The sequence below is a fragment of the Collinsella sp. AM12-1 genome (assembly GCF_003472325.1).
Lineage (GTDB): Bacteria > Actinomycetota > Coriobacteriia > Coriobacteriales > Coriobacteriaceae > Collinsella.
On sequence record NZ_QRLS01000022.1, the window covers coordinates 1 to 18,815 of the forward strand.

Sequence of the window (18,815 nt, forward strand, 5' to 3'; positions counted from 1 at the left end):
CCTATTTGCTCAATGTGTTCGGCTGAGATCGGAAATCAACCTCTACCTGATAGCGCGCAACACGAGCGGTAAGTAGGAGAGGGGGCGCACATGGAGAAGCAAGAGAATCAGCAGGATGCCGAGTGCGAGCAGCTGGCAAAAAGCAAAAGCCTAGTCAAGAATAAGCTGGTTGTGGCAGCAATCGCACTTGTTTGTGCCGTGGCGCTCGTGGCGGGTGGTTACTTTACCTATTCCGCCTACATCGCCAACGGATTTCTTAAGTCCGTCGCCGCGACAGGCACCGCTCAGAGCCTGTTTGCGAGCGACCTGCTCACGGGCTACATGAGCGCGCCCGGCGATGCCGAGCTTGCCCGCGCCCAGCGCTCCGTTACGGTATATCCCAACAACAAGCAGTGCAGCTTCACCTTTAGCATCTATAACTATTTGCTGAGCAACAGCAACTTCTGCAACGATAAAAACGTGACGTATACCTTAACGGTCGAGGGGTATGGGCTCGATGGCACCACGTGGAGTTATGCGCCCCAACCCGCCGGCAACGTCAAGCTTCCGGAGAATCAGCCTACCAAAAACGATTACACCGTGACTTTCCCTGAGGACAAGTTGGGACATGCCTACTTTGTGATTAAGGCCATGGTTGTTTCGAAGGAGAGCCCCGGCACCGAGCTCACCTGTCTGGCGGCGAAAGTCGTGCCGTCAAAGAAGGCCGAGGTCAAGACCGCGGCGGTCGAGGGCGCGCTGGTCGATGAGGCTGGCAAGTTTGCTGATTACGCTGCGTACAACTACCGCGTGACGGTTACGGGCGCACCGACAAACGTCGAACTTAGGTGGGGGGAGAACGTGGAGATCGACCCGTTCTTTGAGATCAACCATGGCGCGACGGTGGATGCTGCAGCTCGCAAGGCTACGTTCACCATGGAGCCGGGTTCGATGGTCGTCAACTTTTACCGAGCGGACGGCAAAACGCCCGGTGGCTGGGGTGACCTGGGCATTAGCGTGAGTGGAACTACCCTGACGGGCACGACGGAGACTCAATAACTCTGGAAGCAGAGTTTTTAGGATAAGAGGTACGGAATCGATGAGAACGGCAAAGCGCATATTCGCAGAGTTCATGACGGTGGTCATGGTGCTCCAAGCATGCTCGCCCACGGTGGCTGCTGTGGCGGCAGGCTGGCAGAACATCTCGAACGAGATTGCTGCCGCATCTGCGAAGGCGTTGGATACTGCCGAGGGCGGCGAGACCAACGGCGATGTCACGATCGGGTCTGGGTCGAGTGATACCGGCGCCGACAGCGACAGTGCTGGGGATGACGCGGTGAAGGATGACGCTGCAGCAGGCGATACCACCGATAGCGCCACGGGTTCCGATTCCACGGGCGACCAGACGGAAGGCGACGATGCCGCTGACGATGCCGCCGCTGACGACGCCGAGCAAGATGCCGATGATGCGACTTCGGAGGACGCTGAGGCCCAGGCGGGTGCGACGATCACGGATTTGAATAAGCTCGTCGAGCTGCTCGAGAAGAACGGCGCGGAAAGCATCGTGCGCAAAGACGACGAGAGCGGAATCCGAAGCCTCGATGTCAAGTCGTCGGAGGCGTTCGCCGTCCTGTCTAACGCCGACGCTTCGCTTTACTATGATGCGCAGATCAAGGTTATCATCACGGGCGATGCGAAGCTCACCGAGTCGGCTAATAACGGCATGTCTTTCCAGGGTCTTGGCAGTGATGAGCATCCGTTTGAAGGCAGGATCTATAGGTCGCTGAATGGCGCTGATAGTCCCGTCGAGCTCACGACTGATCGGACGGTTTTTAATAGCCTCAAGCTGACCGACCAAAACAATATGGTCAAGATAAAGTGGGTAGGCGCGACTAGCTATAGCGCGCCGATGGTCGCTTCGAAGGTCAGCGGTGCGGAAAACGGCGAAGCGAGCAAGACACTCATCGCGTCGGTTGACATCGTGGAACCCGTGAACGTTGATGTGAAGGATACGACTTCCGCCTTGACGGCACCCCTCCTGGGTGCGACGACGGGCGACCTTGCTGCGAACGTTACCTATAGCCTCACCGATTCTCGAAAGAATCTCAACGCGAATGCGACGGGCAACATTGGCTTGATTGCCAACACGGTCGAGAGCGGGAGCTTGACGGTTGAGTCCGTCACGTTCCCCAACGATCTGACCTCAGGCGGAGCCGTCAAAACGAGCTCTGGCAACGCTGGCCTGCTCGTAGGCGAAGTCAAGGACGGTGCGACCCTGAGCATTGGCACTCTGGCAAACGTTCCCACCGCCACCGTCCAGTCTACGAACGGCTCCGCCGGTGGCGTTGTAGGACTCGTTGGCTCGAGCACGGGTGCCATGGTCAACGTCACGGAGGCTCTCGACCTACACGCGCTCGCCGTCAAGAGCACCTCCGCCAGCGGCGGTTTCATCGGACAAGCGACCAACCTGAGCCTTTCGCAATCTGAGGGCGCAAAGGTGGCGTGTCCTGAGCGTATTGGCGATTCGAATAGCAAAATCTCCGGCGGCTTTATAGGCAAGGTCAGCTTTATTCAGTCGGTTGAGTTTACTGGCAATAACCAAATCGATACGGGTAATGGCGTTACGCTTGCGGGCGCGGCGCATGTAAAGGGCGCGGTTGACGGAGCCGGCTCGGTTTTCGGCGTGCTGGCGCTGGACGATCCAAGCGTTTCTGTGTCATTCAAGGACGGCTCATTCAAGAGCACGTTTGGGGACGATGCCAGTAATGCTGCCTTCGGCGGCCTTATTGGCTTTGTGAGCGGCGCTGCGAATTCGACCGAAGAGACGAGTCCTCTAAGCCTTCTGAAAGTTGAAGGCGTGACGACTAAGTTTTCGCTCGTTAAGAGCCCATATTTTGCTGGCGGCATTGTTGGATGGCTTGGTACGTCCGCTATGCCCGCCGCGCTTGAAATTAATAATGCTACGGTCAACTGCACCCAGGTCGCTTCAACGAGCAACGGCTTTGGCGGAGCGGTCGGCTGCATCGACAAAAACAGCGTCGCGGATGTCAACGGGATTACCGTGAGCAATGAGGGCAGCATCGCCAAGGGCGCTGGCATTGCCGCAGAGTGCTGGACGGCCACGATACGCCTTGGGGGCGAAACCGATTTTTCCAACATGCATTTTGGCGCGGGGGATGCTACCGCGCAAATAGCCATGGTGCGTTCCGATTATCCGTCGCTTGTGTTCGCTCGCGGCACGGGCAGCGACAGCGAGCCGACGAATTCCAATGAAAAAGACTACTGGATATACAAGCGGTGTAAGGATGCACCCAAGATTGATGATCTTGGCGGAGCCCAAGATGCCTCTAAGGGCTATGGGGAGGTCGTAAGGCTCGACGGATCGAAGCTAAAATGGAACCTGATTCAGCTCAACGAAACTACGCATAAGCCTGAAGGCCCTTCATCGGCCAACTATAGTTGGCAGGTTGGTTATGTAAATGGCGCCGACAGCGACAAGTGGAACCAGGACCACACGCTCGACATCGACGACATACAGGATTTTGTTGTCCTAGCATTGTCGATTCAGACCGGCGGCTTGTATAACGGCGTGTTTGGCCCGACCTCAAACATGGCTGACCTTCTTGGGAGCCAAACGGTAATCAACCTGAACTGCGATGTCAATTTGTCGGGCACGGGCATTGGGGGTCTTGGCCTTGACAGCCTGAACAACGGCGTATCGTTTTCGGGAACGTTCAACGGCAATAATCATAAAGTAACCCTTGCCGTCGGTGAGCCGTATGGCACGCGCGACGGGAAGACGCTTGCCGCCGGCGATACGAGTGACGGCAACGGTAAGATTTACCGCCATGGTCGTCTGGGCTTGTTCAATGCCATTGGCGGTGCCGCGAAGGTGAGCAACCTCACCATCGGTGGCTTCATGAAATTCGACAACGGCCTCAGCGTCGATGCCGGTTCGCTTGCGGCGTCAATTACGGGCACCGCCGACGAGAAACTGACGTTGTCGGGCGTAGCGTGCGAGACAAAGATCACGTGTGATGATACGTTCGGTAACGATGCGAACATCGGTGGTATTGCGGGTAGTGTATCGGTGGCTGCAAGCGTTGATTTCGGTGGCAATAGCAAAGCACAAACGGCTATTGCTACAGGCAATACGCTCAGGGGCGACACCCGCATCGGCGGCGCCATCGGTTATGTGGGTGATGTAACTTCGACATTCAATGTGACCAGCCTCGAAGTTGGTGGCTCAATCAATACTGGTGACTGTGCCGATGGCAAGATCGCCCAAGTCGGCGGCCTTATCGGCTGTATTGTTCAGAGTACCTATAATGTCAAAAAGGAGATAGTCAGTTCGGCTGTCAAGAACGTCAACATTATGGGGCTCGCATACGACTCGTTCGATATGGCCGTGGGCAAGAACGGCGACAAGTACCATGGCGCCGGCGGCCTTCTGGGCTACAGCTGGGGCAACGCCATCGTTACCATTGGCGATTCCTCTGCGAGTTCCGACGATAGGCCCTACGCTCTTAAGACGAATGAAACTACTGTGACTGCGAATGGCTCAGTTGAGGTCGGCGGTCTTGTATATGCCACGAGCGGTCATTGGATCATTAATGACTACGCTGTCAATTTTGCGGGCGCTTCTTTCAATACCGAGAGCGCCACTACGCTTGGCGCTCTTATTGCTCGAGGCAGTACGTCCGATTCGGCCAATAGCTTTGGCGCCGAAATCTCCTACACTGGCCTATATCTGGAAGACAAGGCCAGTTGGGAAACCGCTTATGCTGTGGGCGGGGCGTCCATTGTCGCTCCAAAGGTAACGACGTTTGATGAATGGGTCGCTAATGGCGTGAAGCCCGGAAGCAAGTTGATGGATAACGGCTGCAATGCGATCGTTTCGCTTCATACCCAGGCTGATACGTTAGACATGAGCGGGGATCCCGCCAAGGACAATAGCTATCGAAATCGAACGGTTTTCGGCGAGGGCGAGGATCACAAAACGAACGGGTCTGTTCGCTATTACTACAATCTGGACAGGGCTTTGACTCGGGTGAAAGACCTCAATGCGTCTGTAATGAATACGCCCGAGCACCTTGTTTTGTGGGCGGCGAGGAAATACGCCCCAAGTTCGACATGTACGTATCTTACCGGTGACAAAGAGAAGATTTTTACCAATAACGTAATCGGCCCCAAGAGCGGCAATCCGGTCACTATCGATTTGACGGGCTATAGCTACTATCCCTCAAATGTTAGCGACAACAATGTGACCATCCAAAACGTAGAGATCATCTTTTGCTATTCGAAAATAAAAGATGAACAGCAAGGCAATAAAAGCAACGACTCGGCTACTCAGCATGAGAATATGCATTGCGGTCTTATTCGAACGATTGGCAACAGGAGCCTCACCGTTAGCAGCGTAACGCTTTCAGGAACAGTGGGCAGAGCTAAAAATGATGACGCAAAAGGACTTGACCCCAAGAGTGTATCGGGTGCGCTCGTACTTCGTTGTGCCTACGGAGCATCTGGCGATAAGAAGGCAGCGATCACAATTGACACACTGAAGCTCAACGGCCTGCAGGTCGACGGAGCGGTGGACAAGCAGTATGCGCCGCTGCTGATAAACGCCATAACAAGGTACGTCAATTTGGATGTCAAAAATGTAACGACGTCTAAATATGCTGACAATTCTGGCGTCAATAAAACCGCGGCGTCAAGTTTGTTCGGCTATCTGGGCTATGACAAGAATTCTGATCAGGTCACAGCAAAGTTTGAGCAAATAAGCCTGCCTAGCCAGAAGGGCAATACGATTTTCACCCACGCGAGCCTGCTGGAGAGCTTTGGCTATACAACCACGGGTACTGCGGACTATACCTTTACCAAGGCCGATGCCGTGGCCGGTAATGTGACGTACGGAAGCGAAATCGATGCCCAAGGCAAGGAATACACTGGCAAGCAGCTTTGGTATTACGACGAAGTGACGTATGGCACCGATGAAGGCTTGGTAGAGACGGATAATGCCGAGAAGGCAAACGTTGAAGCACAACGGTTCAGCAATTATCTTCCCTATGTAGCCAAGGGAAAAGCCACCGAGAACGGCGTTCAGTACCACGAAATCAAAGTCAACCAGCGCATTCCTAACTTCACGATGGGTTGCGGCACCTATGGCGACCCGTACGCGATTGCCTCGGCATCGGAGTTCAATGCGGCGGCGAACTACATCAACAACGGCACCGCTCTTGACGGCTGGGAAGTTACTATCGTAAAGGACCAATCGGCGCTTTGCCAACGTCGAAACGGGGGCAGCGTCGATAATGAAGTTACCTATGTCTATAAGCAGACGAACGACACCAAGAAGAAGTGGGAGAAGAAGGTCGACGACGCGACCGACTCCAATGATGTGCTTTCCGACGATACAATGCGTCGGTATCTGCAAAGTGCGTATTACAGCATTGAGCCCAAGTCGGATGCGGATAACACAATTGAGCTCGATGGCTCGGCGTTCGCCGGATTCGGCACCTCGGCATACCCGTTCCGCGGCGTCATCGTTGGCGACGTGAACGGCACGGCTGCAACGATTGTAATCAAAAACAATACTGGCTCATTACGCGGCCTTATTCCTTACAGCTATGGCAGCGTGGTGCGCAACCTGAACATTCGCTATGTGGATGCACAAGCGACTATTACTTATTCTGCCAAGGATGCGGATGGTGTTCCGACGGCGTTTTTCGGCGGCGTTATCGGCTGCATTCTTGGCGGCGATAACATTATTGATGGCGTGGTCGTTAATGGGACGACGGCCGATAGCCCTACAACCGGGTTTACGGTTGCTGGTGGCGGAACTAAGCCGCATCTTGTTCCCATTGGCGGCTACGTCGGCGCCATTGCGGGCGGCGGCGTGATTTTCCGTAATATGTCGAAGGCATCTTGGCGAGCAGGAACTAAAACAAAATTCAAAAGTGCTGGAGAAGGCGGTGCGAACTTCAAGCTGTACGACAACCCCTACGTTGGTCGTGTGATTGATGGCTATGCCTTTAGCGAGGGATGCGACGTTGAGAACGGAGACTCTAACTACAAGATCAACAAGCTTGATGTGAATGACACCGGCTGCGTAACCACGACCGATACGTACGTGAAATTCAGCTGGGATGCCGGCCAGCAAAACAACAAGGCTCCTAAAACTACAGTCAAAGATCGACAGGGCCTGCTCGTGCTGTCTGCCATCATCAATAGCGGCGCGGGCGCTGGTGCTGCTCACACCGATTCGAAAGACGACAAAGGCACGTACCGCGGGTCGCATGCATATGAGGGCAGTAGCGTCAAAGGCGCCATTCCCTCAACGGGATACAAGTTCGGAAATGAACGGTATGGCAAGGTTCGCAATGCGCAGTATGCTGCGGTTGGAAATCCTGCTGAAGCAGCAAAGGGCGATTTCGCGATCTCGATCAATGACGACCTTAAGGCGCCAGGCAACCAGGAATACCAAGGCCCATTAAACGGCGAAGACGGACAAGATATTAATTCGCCCTATTTGGTGAAGAAATACGCGACCGATTGGCGCACGGGCTATGTGTGCGCGATGGGCGTTTGCGGCATGGACCTGGAGTTTGAGCAAGGCAAGACCCATGACTATGACATGAGGAAGTATGGCTCGGGTTTCTTGGGTCTTTCGGGCCGCTATTACTCAAATGCATGTGCGACCGACAAAAAGGTAAATGATAAAGATTTCATTACTCCGGGCATTGCCACTGTCAACGGCAACGGCGCAACAATCAAAGTGTCAAACAACGCGCGCGAATACGTGGATGACGACTATTGCGTGGCGGGCGTAGGCGGCCTGTTCAGCACTATCAAGTTCTACTCGAATGCATTCAATAAGGGAAGCATCGAAGCGAATGACAACGCAAACGTAAACAATCTCAACTTCAGCGACTGCAACATTTCGCTTACCTATGTATCTTCGACCGGGGTAGAGCAGTCCAAGTCGACGAGCAATGAAAATAGCGGCTCGGTGGGAGTCGGCTGCCTTGCGGGCTCAACTGCAAACCAGGGAGGTTCGGGCGAGGTCGCCTATGGCGTGTTCAAAAACGTCGGCATTTCTAACAGCACCGTAGTCGGAGGCTGCACGGCTGGCGGCCTCATTGGAAGTGCTGGCCTTATGTCGCGCAGCACCGATGGCGCCAACGGTTCGATTGTGAATTATGGGGGAACGTCCTCTCCTGTGCAGCTCTACGACTGCTCGTACACCGGCCTTAACGTCACGGGCGAGAAGAAGGTCGGTGGCTATGTGGGTGCGATCGCCTCGCCGTGCAGCGTGTGGACAACCGCGGCCACGGGGGTATACGAGAAGACTATTGGCAAAAACTCGACCATAACCGCCACGGGAACAACACCCTACGTGGGCGGCGTGTTCGGTTATACCTCCAGTAACGTATCGGTGAACACCAAAATTGGCATCACGGAAGCCGTCGCATCGAGCACGGCAGTCATCTCTGGGGTAAATGTACTCGCCACCGGGTCGAACACCGATAAGTACATGGGCGCCGGCGGTGTGGTCGGAAGCGCCTATAGAGGCGTTATTTCTATAAGCAACGTGCGCATTGATGCCGGAGGCGATGCCAAGAGCGCCATCATCGGCGATGCCACCGGAACGAACAATAGCATCCGTAATGCGGGCGGCTTGATTGGCGAGGTCACGAGCAGTGGCAGCCCCAACACGTACTGGTTTGAGGACTGTAGCGTCGAGAATATCAACATTGCCGGCACCGACCAATGCTCGGGCGGACTTATCGGCTACTACTTCAGCAATGTGAACATAGCCTGCAACAATATCGCGATTGAGTGCGCCACGATCAAGGGCAGGTGGAGCGGCGGTCTACTTGGCGCGATTAACAGCGGTGCCGACGTCATCAACGTCACCAACACAAAGGTATCTAACACAACGTTTGGCGGAACCTCCAACGGCGGCATTGCGGGCGACGGACGCGGCCAGTTCCATCTGGTAAACGTGCTCATGGACAGCAATACCTACAAATTGGGCTCTAAGCAGGGCGTGCTCTTAGGCGAGGTTGACACAAACGGCTATAGCCTCTCCGCAGCGGGCGTGAACGTAAAGCTCGGCAACGGCAAGACCACGCGTGATCTGCCGCCGATGGTTTACACGACCAATGCGGCCGCCGTAAACATGAAGTCGTATATCGCGTTTGGTGACTATAACGACACACTGGAAGCACCTGACAAGGGGATCACGCTCTACGGCGCGGACAATACCGCCACCACGGCAGCGAGCCCGTATGTGACCACGAGCCCCGTAAGCACGCTGGCGGCGCGTGCCTCCGACAACGACACCACCGATCGCTACCTGTTTGGCGACGGCGCCACCATCGACACCGCGGCGACCGTCCAGAGCGAGGCAGGCACCGGTGTTGCCGATCGCTACACCTACACGAATATCGGCGGCATTAATGACAACGGCGCCTATCAAAATAAGTCGAGCTACGATGCCTCATCCGTGGCCAGTAAGTTCAATTCGAATAATGATACAAGCAGCAACCAAGCCACAGCGGATTTCCCCGTTTTGGTGATCTCTGGCAACGACAACACGACGGTCAAGAGCTATCTAAACATCGTCACGAACGGCGGCTTCTCCGATGCCTGCAGATTGAATAACGAGAATGGCACCAATCCGCACGTGACGGCCAAAGCAGAGGTTTTCCAACTCAAGGACGGTGTGTTCGTTAAAGACGGTGACGCGTCGAACAATCCCACGCTTCGCGTAGTGAACAATGGCAAGAACAATATGTCGTTTAGCCCAAGCTCCGATTGGGACAACGGCAAAGGTCGCTTTACGCTCCTGACCGTTACCTTTACCGAGGCGGGTCAGAGCTACAACGTTCAGGTGCCGATCATCGTTAAGCGCAAGCTCGAGATCGATTTCACTGCAACGTATGATTACGGCACTCAATTTAAAGAAAAAGACTACGCTAACCTTGGAAAAGATGCACACGTGCTTACGAGCTTTGGCGAGCCGATGACGGGTCTGCTTACCTGGACATACAATTCTGCCAATGGGAAGGAAGTCGACTTTGGCTGGGACAGCTATATGGCTGCTGGCGGCTCGATGAAGGGGCTCGGCAAGAGTATCCTCTTCAATGGTGCCGACGGAAGGTTGCCCCAGGGCACCCAGCTTACGCTCATCGATGCGAACGTTGATGGCAAGGCCGGTGGCAGAGAGTATCACTATACGGTGGGCGAAGGCGGAGCAACGAGCGTTTCCCTGAGCGGAAACGACGGCTTTAAGGATTCTGCGGGCAATCCATATCAGGAGCGATGGCTGAGCGAGATCTTGGGTGTGTCGGCCACGCAGGATGGCGCCGGCACATGGACCGTGTGTGATAACGAGGCAGAGGCGACCGCTAAAGCGAAACTCGATGGCAAGTGGACGCTGTTTAAGGTTGCGGGTGCTGACGTTCCCAGCAACAGTCGCTATACGCTAAAGGTACCCAAGGAGAAGGATACCGGCAGAGAGAAGCGTGCATCGGAGAGCGTCTACCTAGTTGTCAACGTGCCCAAGTCGGGCGACGGCGTGACGCAAGCTAGTATCAACGGTTTTACGGCTTCGTCTATTGACTCGAATTCTTCGGGTGCCCGCATATCTTGGAATCTGCATTACGTCTTGCGCACCGGTGGCGACGATAATCAAAACGGTACGGCATCGACATACAGCATCTTGTCCAATTACGGGCAGGAAGTTAACGACGGGGAGTCGGAGGCGCGCACTCCGGTTTCGAAGTCGACGGACGGCGCCGCCTACGTTCTTTCTCTTGACGTTACCGACAAAATTACGTTTAACCCAAGTCAGAACTATGCTGACTCGGACTCGTTGTTCTATCAGCTCGATACGTCACTGTGCAAGTATGGCGCCAACAATACCCTGACGGGGGTGAGTAGTTTCCCGAGCGGAACCTCGGCGATTGCTAAATTCTATGTTGCCATCGACAATCAGAACTATAAGTGGGATGGCGAAGATTGGGCGACGTGTGATTCTTCGACGTCTGCGTTCACGCAGACCGTGACGGATACGGGCGATGACTCGCTGAAGCTCAAGCTCGATTGTGACCTCGCCGGAATCCGCAAGCGTGCAACGGGCGGATCCTTTACCGTGCGTACGGTAGTGGAAGAGATTCGCCTTACGCCGGACGGCTGCAACAAGGTTATCTCCCTGTCCAAGCAGTCTGGCGAGGACGCCTGTACCAAGATGTCCTATACCGCCAAGCTTTCAACGCGTAAGGAAGGCCTTAATACCTCGAGCCTGACGCAGACGAAGCGCGGTAACGTCGGGTACTATCGCATGGACACGGGTGATACGACCATTACGCTTTCTGCGCCAGATAAGTCGCAGCTTGGTATTAACGTGGACGACCTACGTCCGATCGCGAATGGCACGATAGGCCTGGGTGCCACGTATGAACTGGGTGGACTCAGCAACGCCGCCGAGGCAATTGCGAACGCAGGCTCTGTTGTGTTTACGCTCGCGCTTCAGCGCCGCGGAACCGACGGCACGTATGAGAGCGTAACGGATGATATCTCCAACTACGTAACAGTGACGGAGAGTAAGCTTGCCGCGGTCGCTCCCTCCGGTAGCACGATCACCTTCACTGACTCGAAGGAGAACGGCAAGTTCAAAACGAAGAACGGTAATACGACGTTTAGCCTGCCCTTTACCGTTAAGGTCAACACGCAGGTTGAACAGCGTGAGCAGTTCTACGCGAACTATCGCTTGGTGATGAGAGCGAGCCTGGTTAAGGGTGACGTGGCGAGCGCAAAGCCTCAATCGCCCGACTATGTGACCTATACGCTCACGAGGGTGAACCTCAACGGCATCGACCACTAGTTCCGAAGCCAACTGGCTTCGCAAAGGGGGCGGCAACCACCCGGTTGCCGCCCCCTTTCTAGTCTGCGCGATCCCAGTCTTGGACTCCGCTGGACAGTTAGTTCAGATACGTATAATTCCAGACCGCAGCAGGCGCATCCGGCGCTCGTTTTGGGGAAGAAAGGGGCTCAAAACTAGGATTCGGTAGCTATCTGGGCTCGATTTGCGTGCAATGAGTCGCCAAAGAACCCTCTCCGGGGACCATAGCGCAGCTTTATCAGCATAGAAAAATACGTATCTGAACTAACTGTCCAGCCGCCGTTGGAGAAAGGTGTTTTAGCTCTCCCGACCCCTCCACCAGGCTTTCCAACTTCCCACTTAACTTAACACTTAAGGTGGAAAGCTGGGTAGAAAGCTGGAAAGTTAAGTGGAAAGCTGGAATGTTAAGTGGAAAGCTGGAAAGTACGCGGAAGACTGACATGCTAGCCCAGAGGCTAGAGGGGTTAATAATTATGAAGACCATACCAAGCGAAACAAAAAGATACCAATCTGGTTGGTAAAACACGCTCAATGAGCTGCGAGCTAACTAGCTGCGTAAATTAAATGTAAAGAACTGTCGCAAATAAATGGCAAATGCCCAGATGCCGCCGTTGCTATTTTCGATTAACTGCTACGCGGGAACAGCAAAATGCTACTATCTAACATGCACGTAAGAAAGCAGATTAACGGTTAAGGCTAAGAAGTGGCAGGTATGTCAGAAGCAACTAGGACTCGCACGCATGCGCCCGAGGTTAGGCAGCGCGCCGTCGAGGTCCTCCAAGAGGGGGTCGGTCATCGTGCCCTCGCCGCGGAGCTCGGCATTCCCCAGGCCACGGCTCGTCAGTGGGCCCGCGCATACGCCGTGGGCGGTGCCGACGCCGTGCTTAACGCGGGTTCGCATCACCGCACGTATTCGTACGACGTCAAGCTCGCCGTGGTAAAGGATCGCCTGGAAAACGGCCTGACGGTTCGCGAGGCCATGATCAAGCACAAGATCCCCAGCGAGTCTTCGGTCAAGGCCTGGTGCCGCCAGTATCGCGAGAGCGGTGAGTCCGCGCTGGCCGATAAGCCGCGCGTTAAAAAGGCGGAATAGCGAATGGGATGGTGCGCCCACAGGGGCGCATTTTTCTTGCCGCCCCTCTGCTCCAATGCGGGCGTGCCCTTACCCCGTACGCCTAAAACTCCCCAGTTGACCGAAAACCCGCCGCCGCTACTCCTCAATTGAGCTATAACGTTAAACAATTGCAGCGTTTTAGCATGGGGGAGTGATGGTATGACGCTACTGTATTTCCTTACCCTGTTTCCGCTGGTACCGGCGCTGGGCATGCTGCTCGCGCGCGGTGACCGCGCCCGCGATGCGGCGGGGCTCATAGGCTCCGGCATTATTATGGCGGTGACAGTTGTAGTCGCCGTCATGTTTTTTGGCACGGGTCCGCAGAGCTTTGAGGTTGCCCCCGGCACCTCGCATGTGCTCTCGATCATCAGTTCCGTTATCGACGTCATCCTGTGCGCTGTCATCCTGTACAACGCGTACAAATATAGGAACGCGCTCACCACGGTGCTCGGCATAGTCCAGCTGGTGGGCTCGCTCGCCTTTGCAGCCATGACGCTGCCCGCGGCCGAAGCCGTCACGGCAACGCCACTCTACCTGGACTACATGAGCGTGATCATGGTCCTCGCCGTCGGCATCGTTGGCAGTCTAATCTGCTTGTATGCCCTGGGCTACATGAAGGACTTCCAGGCCCATGACGAGCACGAGGCCGCGCTGCGCGGGCAGACCGCGCCCGACCGTCGCCCGCAGTTCCTGGCGCTCATGTTCCTGTTCCTCTCGGCCATGTTCGCCATCGTGACGAGCGACAACCTTGAGTGGCTGTTCTGCGGCTGGGAAATCACCACCGTGTGTTCGTTCCTTATGATTGGCTACACGCGTACGCCCGAGGCCATCAAGAACGCCTTTACCCAAATCATCCTCAACATGCTGGGCGGCATCGCGTTTTTGGCCGGACTTATGTATCTGCACGTTAACGGCATGCCGCTGACCATCTCGGGCATGATCGAGCTTTCCGGCACCGGAACCGCGCAGTCCGCGCTGCTGGTGATGCCGGTCATCCTGTTGTCGCTCGCCGCGCTCACCAAGGCCGCACAGATGCCGTTCCACACTTGGCTGTTGGGTGCCATGGTTGCACCCACTCCCACGAGCGCCCTGCTGCACTCGTCAACCATGGTCAAAGCCGGCGTGTTCCTGATGGTCAAGCTGAGCCCACTCTATGCCATCTACCCCGTGACCGGCTTTATGGTCACGAGTGTGGGTGCCATCACGTTTTTGCTCGCTGCACTCATGGCCATCTCGCAGAGCAACGCCAAACGCGTGCTCGCGTACTCCACCATTTCCAACTTGGGCCTCATCAGTGCCTGCTTGGGTGTCGGCGCGCCCGAGGCCGTATGGGCGGCCATCTTCCTGATCCTGTTCCACACGGTGGCCAAGTCGCTGCTGTTCCTGTGCGTGGGCACGGCCGAGCATCATATCGGCAGCCGCAATATCGAGGACATGGACGGTATGTTCAGCCGCATGCCGCACCTGACGCGCCTGATGATGCTGGGCATCATGGGCATGTTCGTGGCGCCGTTTGGCATGCTCGTGTCCAAGTGGGGCGCCCTGGTGGCGTTTGCGCAGACCGGCAACGTGCTCATGATCATGGTGCTGGCCTTTGGCTCGGCCGCGACGTTCTTCTTCTGGGGTAAGTGGCTCGCCAAGCTTTCGGGCGTCGACCCCACGGCCCAAAACGTGGAGGTCAATGTCCATAAGACCGAATGGATGGCGCTCAACACCATCGCCGCGCTGCTGATTCTGTGTTGCGTGGCGTTCCCGCTCATCTCGAGCGGTCTGGTGTCGCCTTACCTGGCCATGGTGTTTGGCCGCGTGCCGTACGTTATTGGCAAGGACGCCATGTATCTGATGGTGGTTATCGTGGCTTTTATCGCCGTGGTGCTGCTGACGTCATTCCGCGTGAGCAATAAGCCGCACGTCAACGTGTACCTTTCGGGCGTGGGAACCGACAAATATCGCCATTTCCGCGGCTCGATGGGACACGAGGTGAAGGCCGAAAAGCGCAATTGGTATTCGGAGGACGCCCTTGGCGAGAAGCGTATTGGCCCCGTGGGTAGCGTCGTGTGCTGCAGCATTATCTTGTTTGCGCTGCTGTGTTGCGCGTGGATTGGGCCCGAGAGACTTGCCATGAGCGCGCCCTCGGTGCTGCGCGGTAAGTATTTTGAAGGTTCGGGCGTCGTGGGCATCTTTATTGGCACCGTGGTGTTTGCCCTGCTGGCGCCGCTTGTGGGTGGCCTGATCGACGGCATCGATCGCAAGCTTTCGGCCCGCATGCAGGGCCGCGTGGGCCCGCGCCTGCTGCAGCCCTTCTACGACGTTGCCAAGCTGCTGCGCAAGGCCCCTGCCAGCGTAAACACCATGGACGATACCTACATGGCGTGCGCGCTCATCTTTACCGTGGTGGGCGGCGGCATCTTTGTGTCGGGTTCCAACACGCTGCTGTGCGCTTTTATGGTGACGCTCGCCGCGATCTTTGTGGTGCTGGCGTCCGCCTCGACGCAAAGCCCGTTTGCCCAGGTCGGCGCGGACCGCGAGCTGCTGCAGGTTATGAGTTACGAGCCCGCCGTTCTGTTGATGAGCGTGGGCCTGTATCTCGCCACCGATAGCTTCGACTCCATCGCCGTAACCGGGCAGTCGGCCCCCATCATCGCGTACAGTGCGCCCATTTTCTTGGCGCTGCTTGCGGTACTCACCATCAAGCTACGCAAGTCGCCGTTCGACCTTTCGTACTCGCATCACGCGCATCAGGAGATTGTCCAGGGCGTCGCCACCGAGATGAGCGGCGGCACGCTGGCCAAGATGACCCTTATGCACTGGTGCGAGACCGTGCTGTTTTTGATGTGGGTGGGCATGTTCTTTGTTTGGGACAACCCGGTGAGCTGGGTGGTTGCCCTGGTCGTGATGGCCGCGACGTATTTTGTCGAGGTCCTGATCGACAACACCTTCGCACGCAGCACCTGGCGCAGCTGCTTTAGGCTCGGATGGGGCGTGGCGCTGGTGTTTGGCCTGCTCAACCTTATGCCCATCCTCGTTGACGTGTTTATTTAGGAGGCGGCATCCATGGATCATAAAATGTCGCGCTCGCCGTGGGTCATTCATTACGACGGCTCGAGCTGCAACGGATGCGATATCGAGGTGCTGGCCTCGCTCACGCCGCTGTTCGATGCGGAACGCTTTGGCGTGGTCAACACCGGCAACCCCAAGCATGCGGACATCTTTTTGGTGACGGGTTCGGTCAATGCCCAGAACCTGCCCGTCGTGCGCCAGATTTACAACCAGATGCTCGAGCCCAAGTGCGTGGTGGCCTGCGGTATTTGCGCGTGCTCGGGCGGCGTGTTCCGCGATGCCTACAACGTGATCGGCGGCGTGGACCGCGCGATTCCCGTGGACGTGTACGCGCCCGGGTGCGCCATTCGCCCCGAGACCGTGATCGATGCCATCGTGGAGGCGTGCGGCATCCTGGACCAGAAGGAGGCCGTGATGCGCACTGGCGGTGACCCGCTTACCGTGGGCGGCGCCGCAACCTGGGACGGTGGCGTTGAGCTGGGCGAGGACGGGTTTGTGGCTGCGGGGGCCGGCGACACGGCCACTGGGACGCCTGCCGCGCCCGCCGCTGCAAAGGAGGCCGAGTAATGCAAAAGGCAATCTACACCACCGTCGGGATCGAGGAGCTCCTGTCGCATGTCCAGGCGCTTAAGGGCGTCGGCGCGCGCTTTGTGCAAATGCATGCCGAGCGCAACGTCGACAACGGCACGTACCGCCTGCTCTATACGTTTATCAACGTTCGTGCTGCTCAGGAGCATATCGCGCAGGACGGCAGCTATGCGATTGAGAACCTGGTGGTTGAGGGGATTGATCAGTACCAGGAGATTCCGTCCATCAGCTCGTACTATCCGGCGGTATTCCCGTTTGAAAACGAAGCGCACGACCTGTTTGGTCTTGCCATCACCGACATGCAGATCGACTTTAAGGGCTTTTTCTACCAGGTTTCGACTGCCGAGCCCATGAGCGTTATCACGCCCGAGGTGAAGGCCGCGCGCGAGAAAGCCATGAAGGTCCGTGCCGCTACCGAGGCCAAGGCGCGCAAGGCCGCGGCCGAAAAGGCCGCCGCTGCGGCTGCTGCAGGGGAGGGCGCTGCGGGCGCTGCTGCCGCCCAGCCCGCTGCGGCTGCCGGCTCCGATGCCCAGCATGACGATGCCGCTGCCAAGGCCGCGCTCAAGGCTGCCGAGCTGGAAGCAAAGCTCGCCGCCATGGATCCCGAGAAGGCGGCCAAGGTTCGCGCGGCGCTTGCCGCCAAGGCCGCCCGCGACAAGCAGAAAAAGGAGGCGTAAGGTCCATGGCACATCGCTCCGTTATTCCGTTTGGCCCGCAGCACCCGGTGCTGCCCGAGCCGCTTCATCTGGACCTGGTGATCGAGGACGACCGCGTCATCGAGGCAATTCCGCAGATCGGCTTTGTGCACCGCGGACTCGAGAAGCTCACCGAAAAGCGCGACATGCATCAGTTTGGCTACATCGCCGAGCGCATTTGCGGCATCTGCGCCGTGGGTCACAGCTGCGGCTATGCCAGCGCCTGCGAGCGCATGCTCGACATCGAGGTGCCCGGCCGCGTGCAGTATATCCGCACCATTTTGCACGAGCTTTCGCGCATCCACTCGCACCTGCTGTGGCTGGGCCTGCTCGCCGATGCCTTTGGCTTCGAGGCGCTCTTCTATCGTTCGTGGACCCTGCGCGAGCAGATTCTCAAGATCTTCGAGAGCACGTGCGGTGGCCGCGTGATCCTTTCGATTAACGAGATCGGCGGCCTAAAGCACGACATTGAGGACTCCGAGCTGGCTGGCATTGTCCAGACGCTCGATGCCATGCGTCCCGACTACGAGGCCCTGGTGCATACGTTTTTGGACGACGTCAGCTGTGGCGAGCGCCTGCATGGCGTGGGCGTGATCAGCAAGAAGGACGCGCTGGATCTGTCGATGGTCGGCCCGTTTGGGCGCGCCTCGGGCGTGGACTACGACGTGCGCATGTTTAGCGACGGTGCCTATGCGGACCTGGCTGCGTTTGAGCCGGTTGTCGCCACCGATGGCGATTGCTATGCCCGCTGCCAGGTGCGCTGTGCCGAGGTCACGCAGGCCATGGACATCATTAAGGAGCTTGCGGGCAAGATTCCGCACGACGGTATCGGTGGGCGCACCAAGCTTACGCCGGCCGACGGCGCGCGCGGCGAGGTTGTGATTGAGCAGCCGCGCGGCGAGGCGTACTACTATGTGCGCGGCAACGGCACCAAGAACCTGGACCGCTTCCGCGTGCGCACGCCGACGTCGCAGAACCTGGCGGGTCTGACGCATGCGCTGCAGGGCGTGCTCCTTGCCAACGTGCCCATGATCATCCTGACCATCGACCCCTGCATTAGCTGCACGGAAAGGTAGGCGCGGCATGAGTTTGCTGACATTTGCCAAGACGGCCTTGGGCTCTATGGTCAAGCAGCCGGTCACGGTGTGCTATCCGCAGGAGGGGCTGACGGCGCCCGAGCGCTTGCGCGGGCACATCGTCAACGACATGGACGTGTGCATTTGCTGCGGCATGTGTGCTCGCCGCTGCCCGGCGGGTGCGCTTGCGGTCGATCGCAAGGGCGGAACGTGGTCGATTGATCCGTACGCCTGCGTGGTGTGCGGCGAGTGCATCGAGAGCTGCCCCAAGCACTGCCTGACTATGGACACCGCCCGTACTCCGGTTGCGGCGGACAAGACTCCCACGGTAGAAACTAAGCCGGAATAACGCGTAGACGGGCCGGCGGGGCAAAATTGCCCCGCCGGCCCCGCGCTTG

The 18,815-nt window shown here is 57.1% G+C and carries 8 protein-coding genes; all 8 read left to right on the plus strand.

Going from position 1 to position 18,815, the window contains the following annotated elements; all coding sequences use genetic code 11:
- The first annotated feature begins 90 nt into the window (after positions 1–90).
- The 8 genes from DW136_RS08885 to DW136_RS08920 all read left to right on the plus strand — a co-directional run bounded on the left by DW136_RS08885 (position 91) and on the right by DW136_RS08920 (position 18,766).
- Positions 91–1,035 (plus strand): hypothetical protein, encoded by a 945-nt coding sequence (locus DW136_RS08885; RefSeq protein ID WP_118289444.1) that lies wholly within the window; start codon positions 91–93, stop codon positions 1,033–1,035.
- A 40-nt stretch (positions 1,036–1,075) separates the two neighbouring features.
- Positions 1,076–11,866 (plus strand): hypothetical protein, encoded by a 10,791-nt coding sequence (locus DW136_RS08890; RefSeq protein WP_118289445.1) that lies wholly within the window; start codon positions 1,076–1,078, stop codon positions 11,864–11,866.
- Between the two features lie 730 nt (positions 11,867–12,596).
- A complete protein-coding gene (locus DW136_RS08895) occupies positions 12,597–12,977 on the plus strand; it encodes a helix-turn-helix domain-containing protein (protein WP_118289446.1) in 381 nt (126 codons plus the stop codon).
- A gap of 180 nt (positions 12,978–13,157) precedes the next feature.
- The gene (locus tag DW136_RS08900; protein WP_118289447.1) at positions 13,158–16,040 is read left to right on the plus strand and encodes a proton-conducting transporter membrane subunit; all 2,883 of its coding nucleotides are present in this window, start codon (positions 13,158–13,160) and stop codon (positions 16,038–16,040) included.
- A 12-nt stretch (positions 16,041–16,052) separates the two neighbouring features.
- Positions 16,053–16,625, plus strand: coding sequence for an NADH-quinone oxidoreductase subunit B family protein (locus DW136_RS08905; protein ID WP_118289448.1), 573 nt, complete (start codon positions 16,053–16,055; stop codon positions 16,623–16,625).
- Positions 16,625–17,323, plus strand: a complete 699-nt coding sequence (locus tag DW136_RS08910; RefSeq protein WP_118289449.1) for an NADH-quinone oxidoreductase subunit C — start codon at positions 16,625–16,627, stop codon at positions 17,321–17,323. Before DW136_RS08905 ends, DW136_RS08910 begins: the two co-directional genes overlap by 1 nt.
- Positions 17,324–17,328: 5 nt before the next feature.
- Positions 17,329–18,417, plus strand: a complete 1,089-nt coding sequence (locus tag DW136_RS08915) for a nickel-dependent hydrogenase large subunit (RefSeq protein WP_118289450.1) — start codon at positions 17,329–17,331, stop codon at positions 18,415–18,417.
- Positions 18,418–18,424: 7 nt separating this feature from the next.
- The gene (locus DW136_RS08920) at positions 18,425–18,766 is read left to right on the plus strand and encodes a 4Fe-4S dicluster domain-containing protein (protein WP_117637166.1); all 342 of its coding nucleotides are present in this window, start codon (positions 18,425–18,427) and stop codon (positions 18,764–18,766) included.
- Positions 18,767–18,815 lie beyond the last annotated feature (49 nt).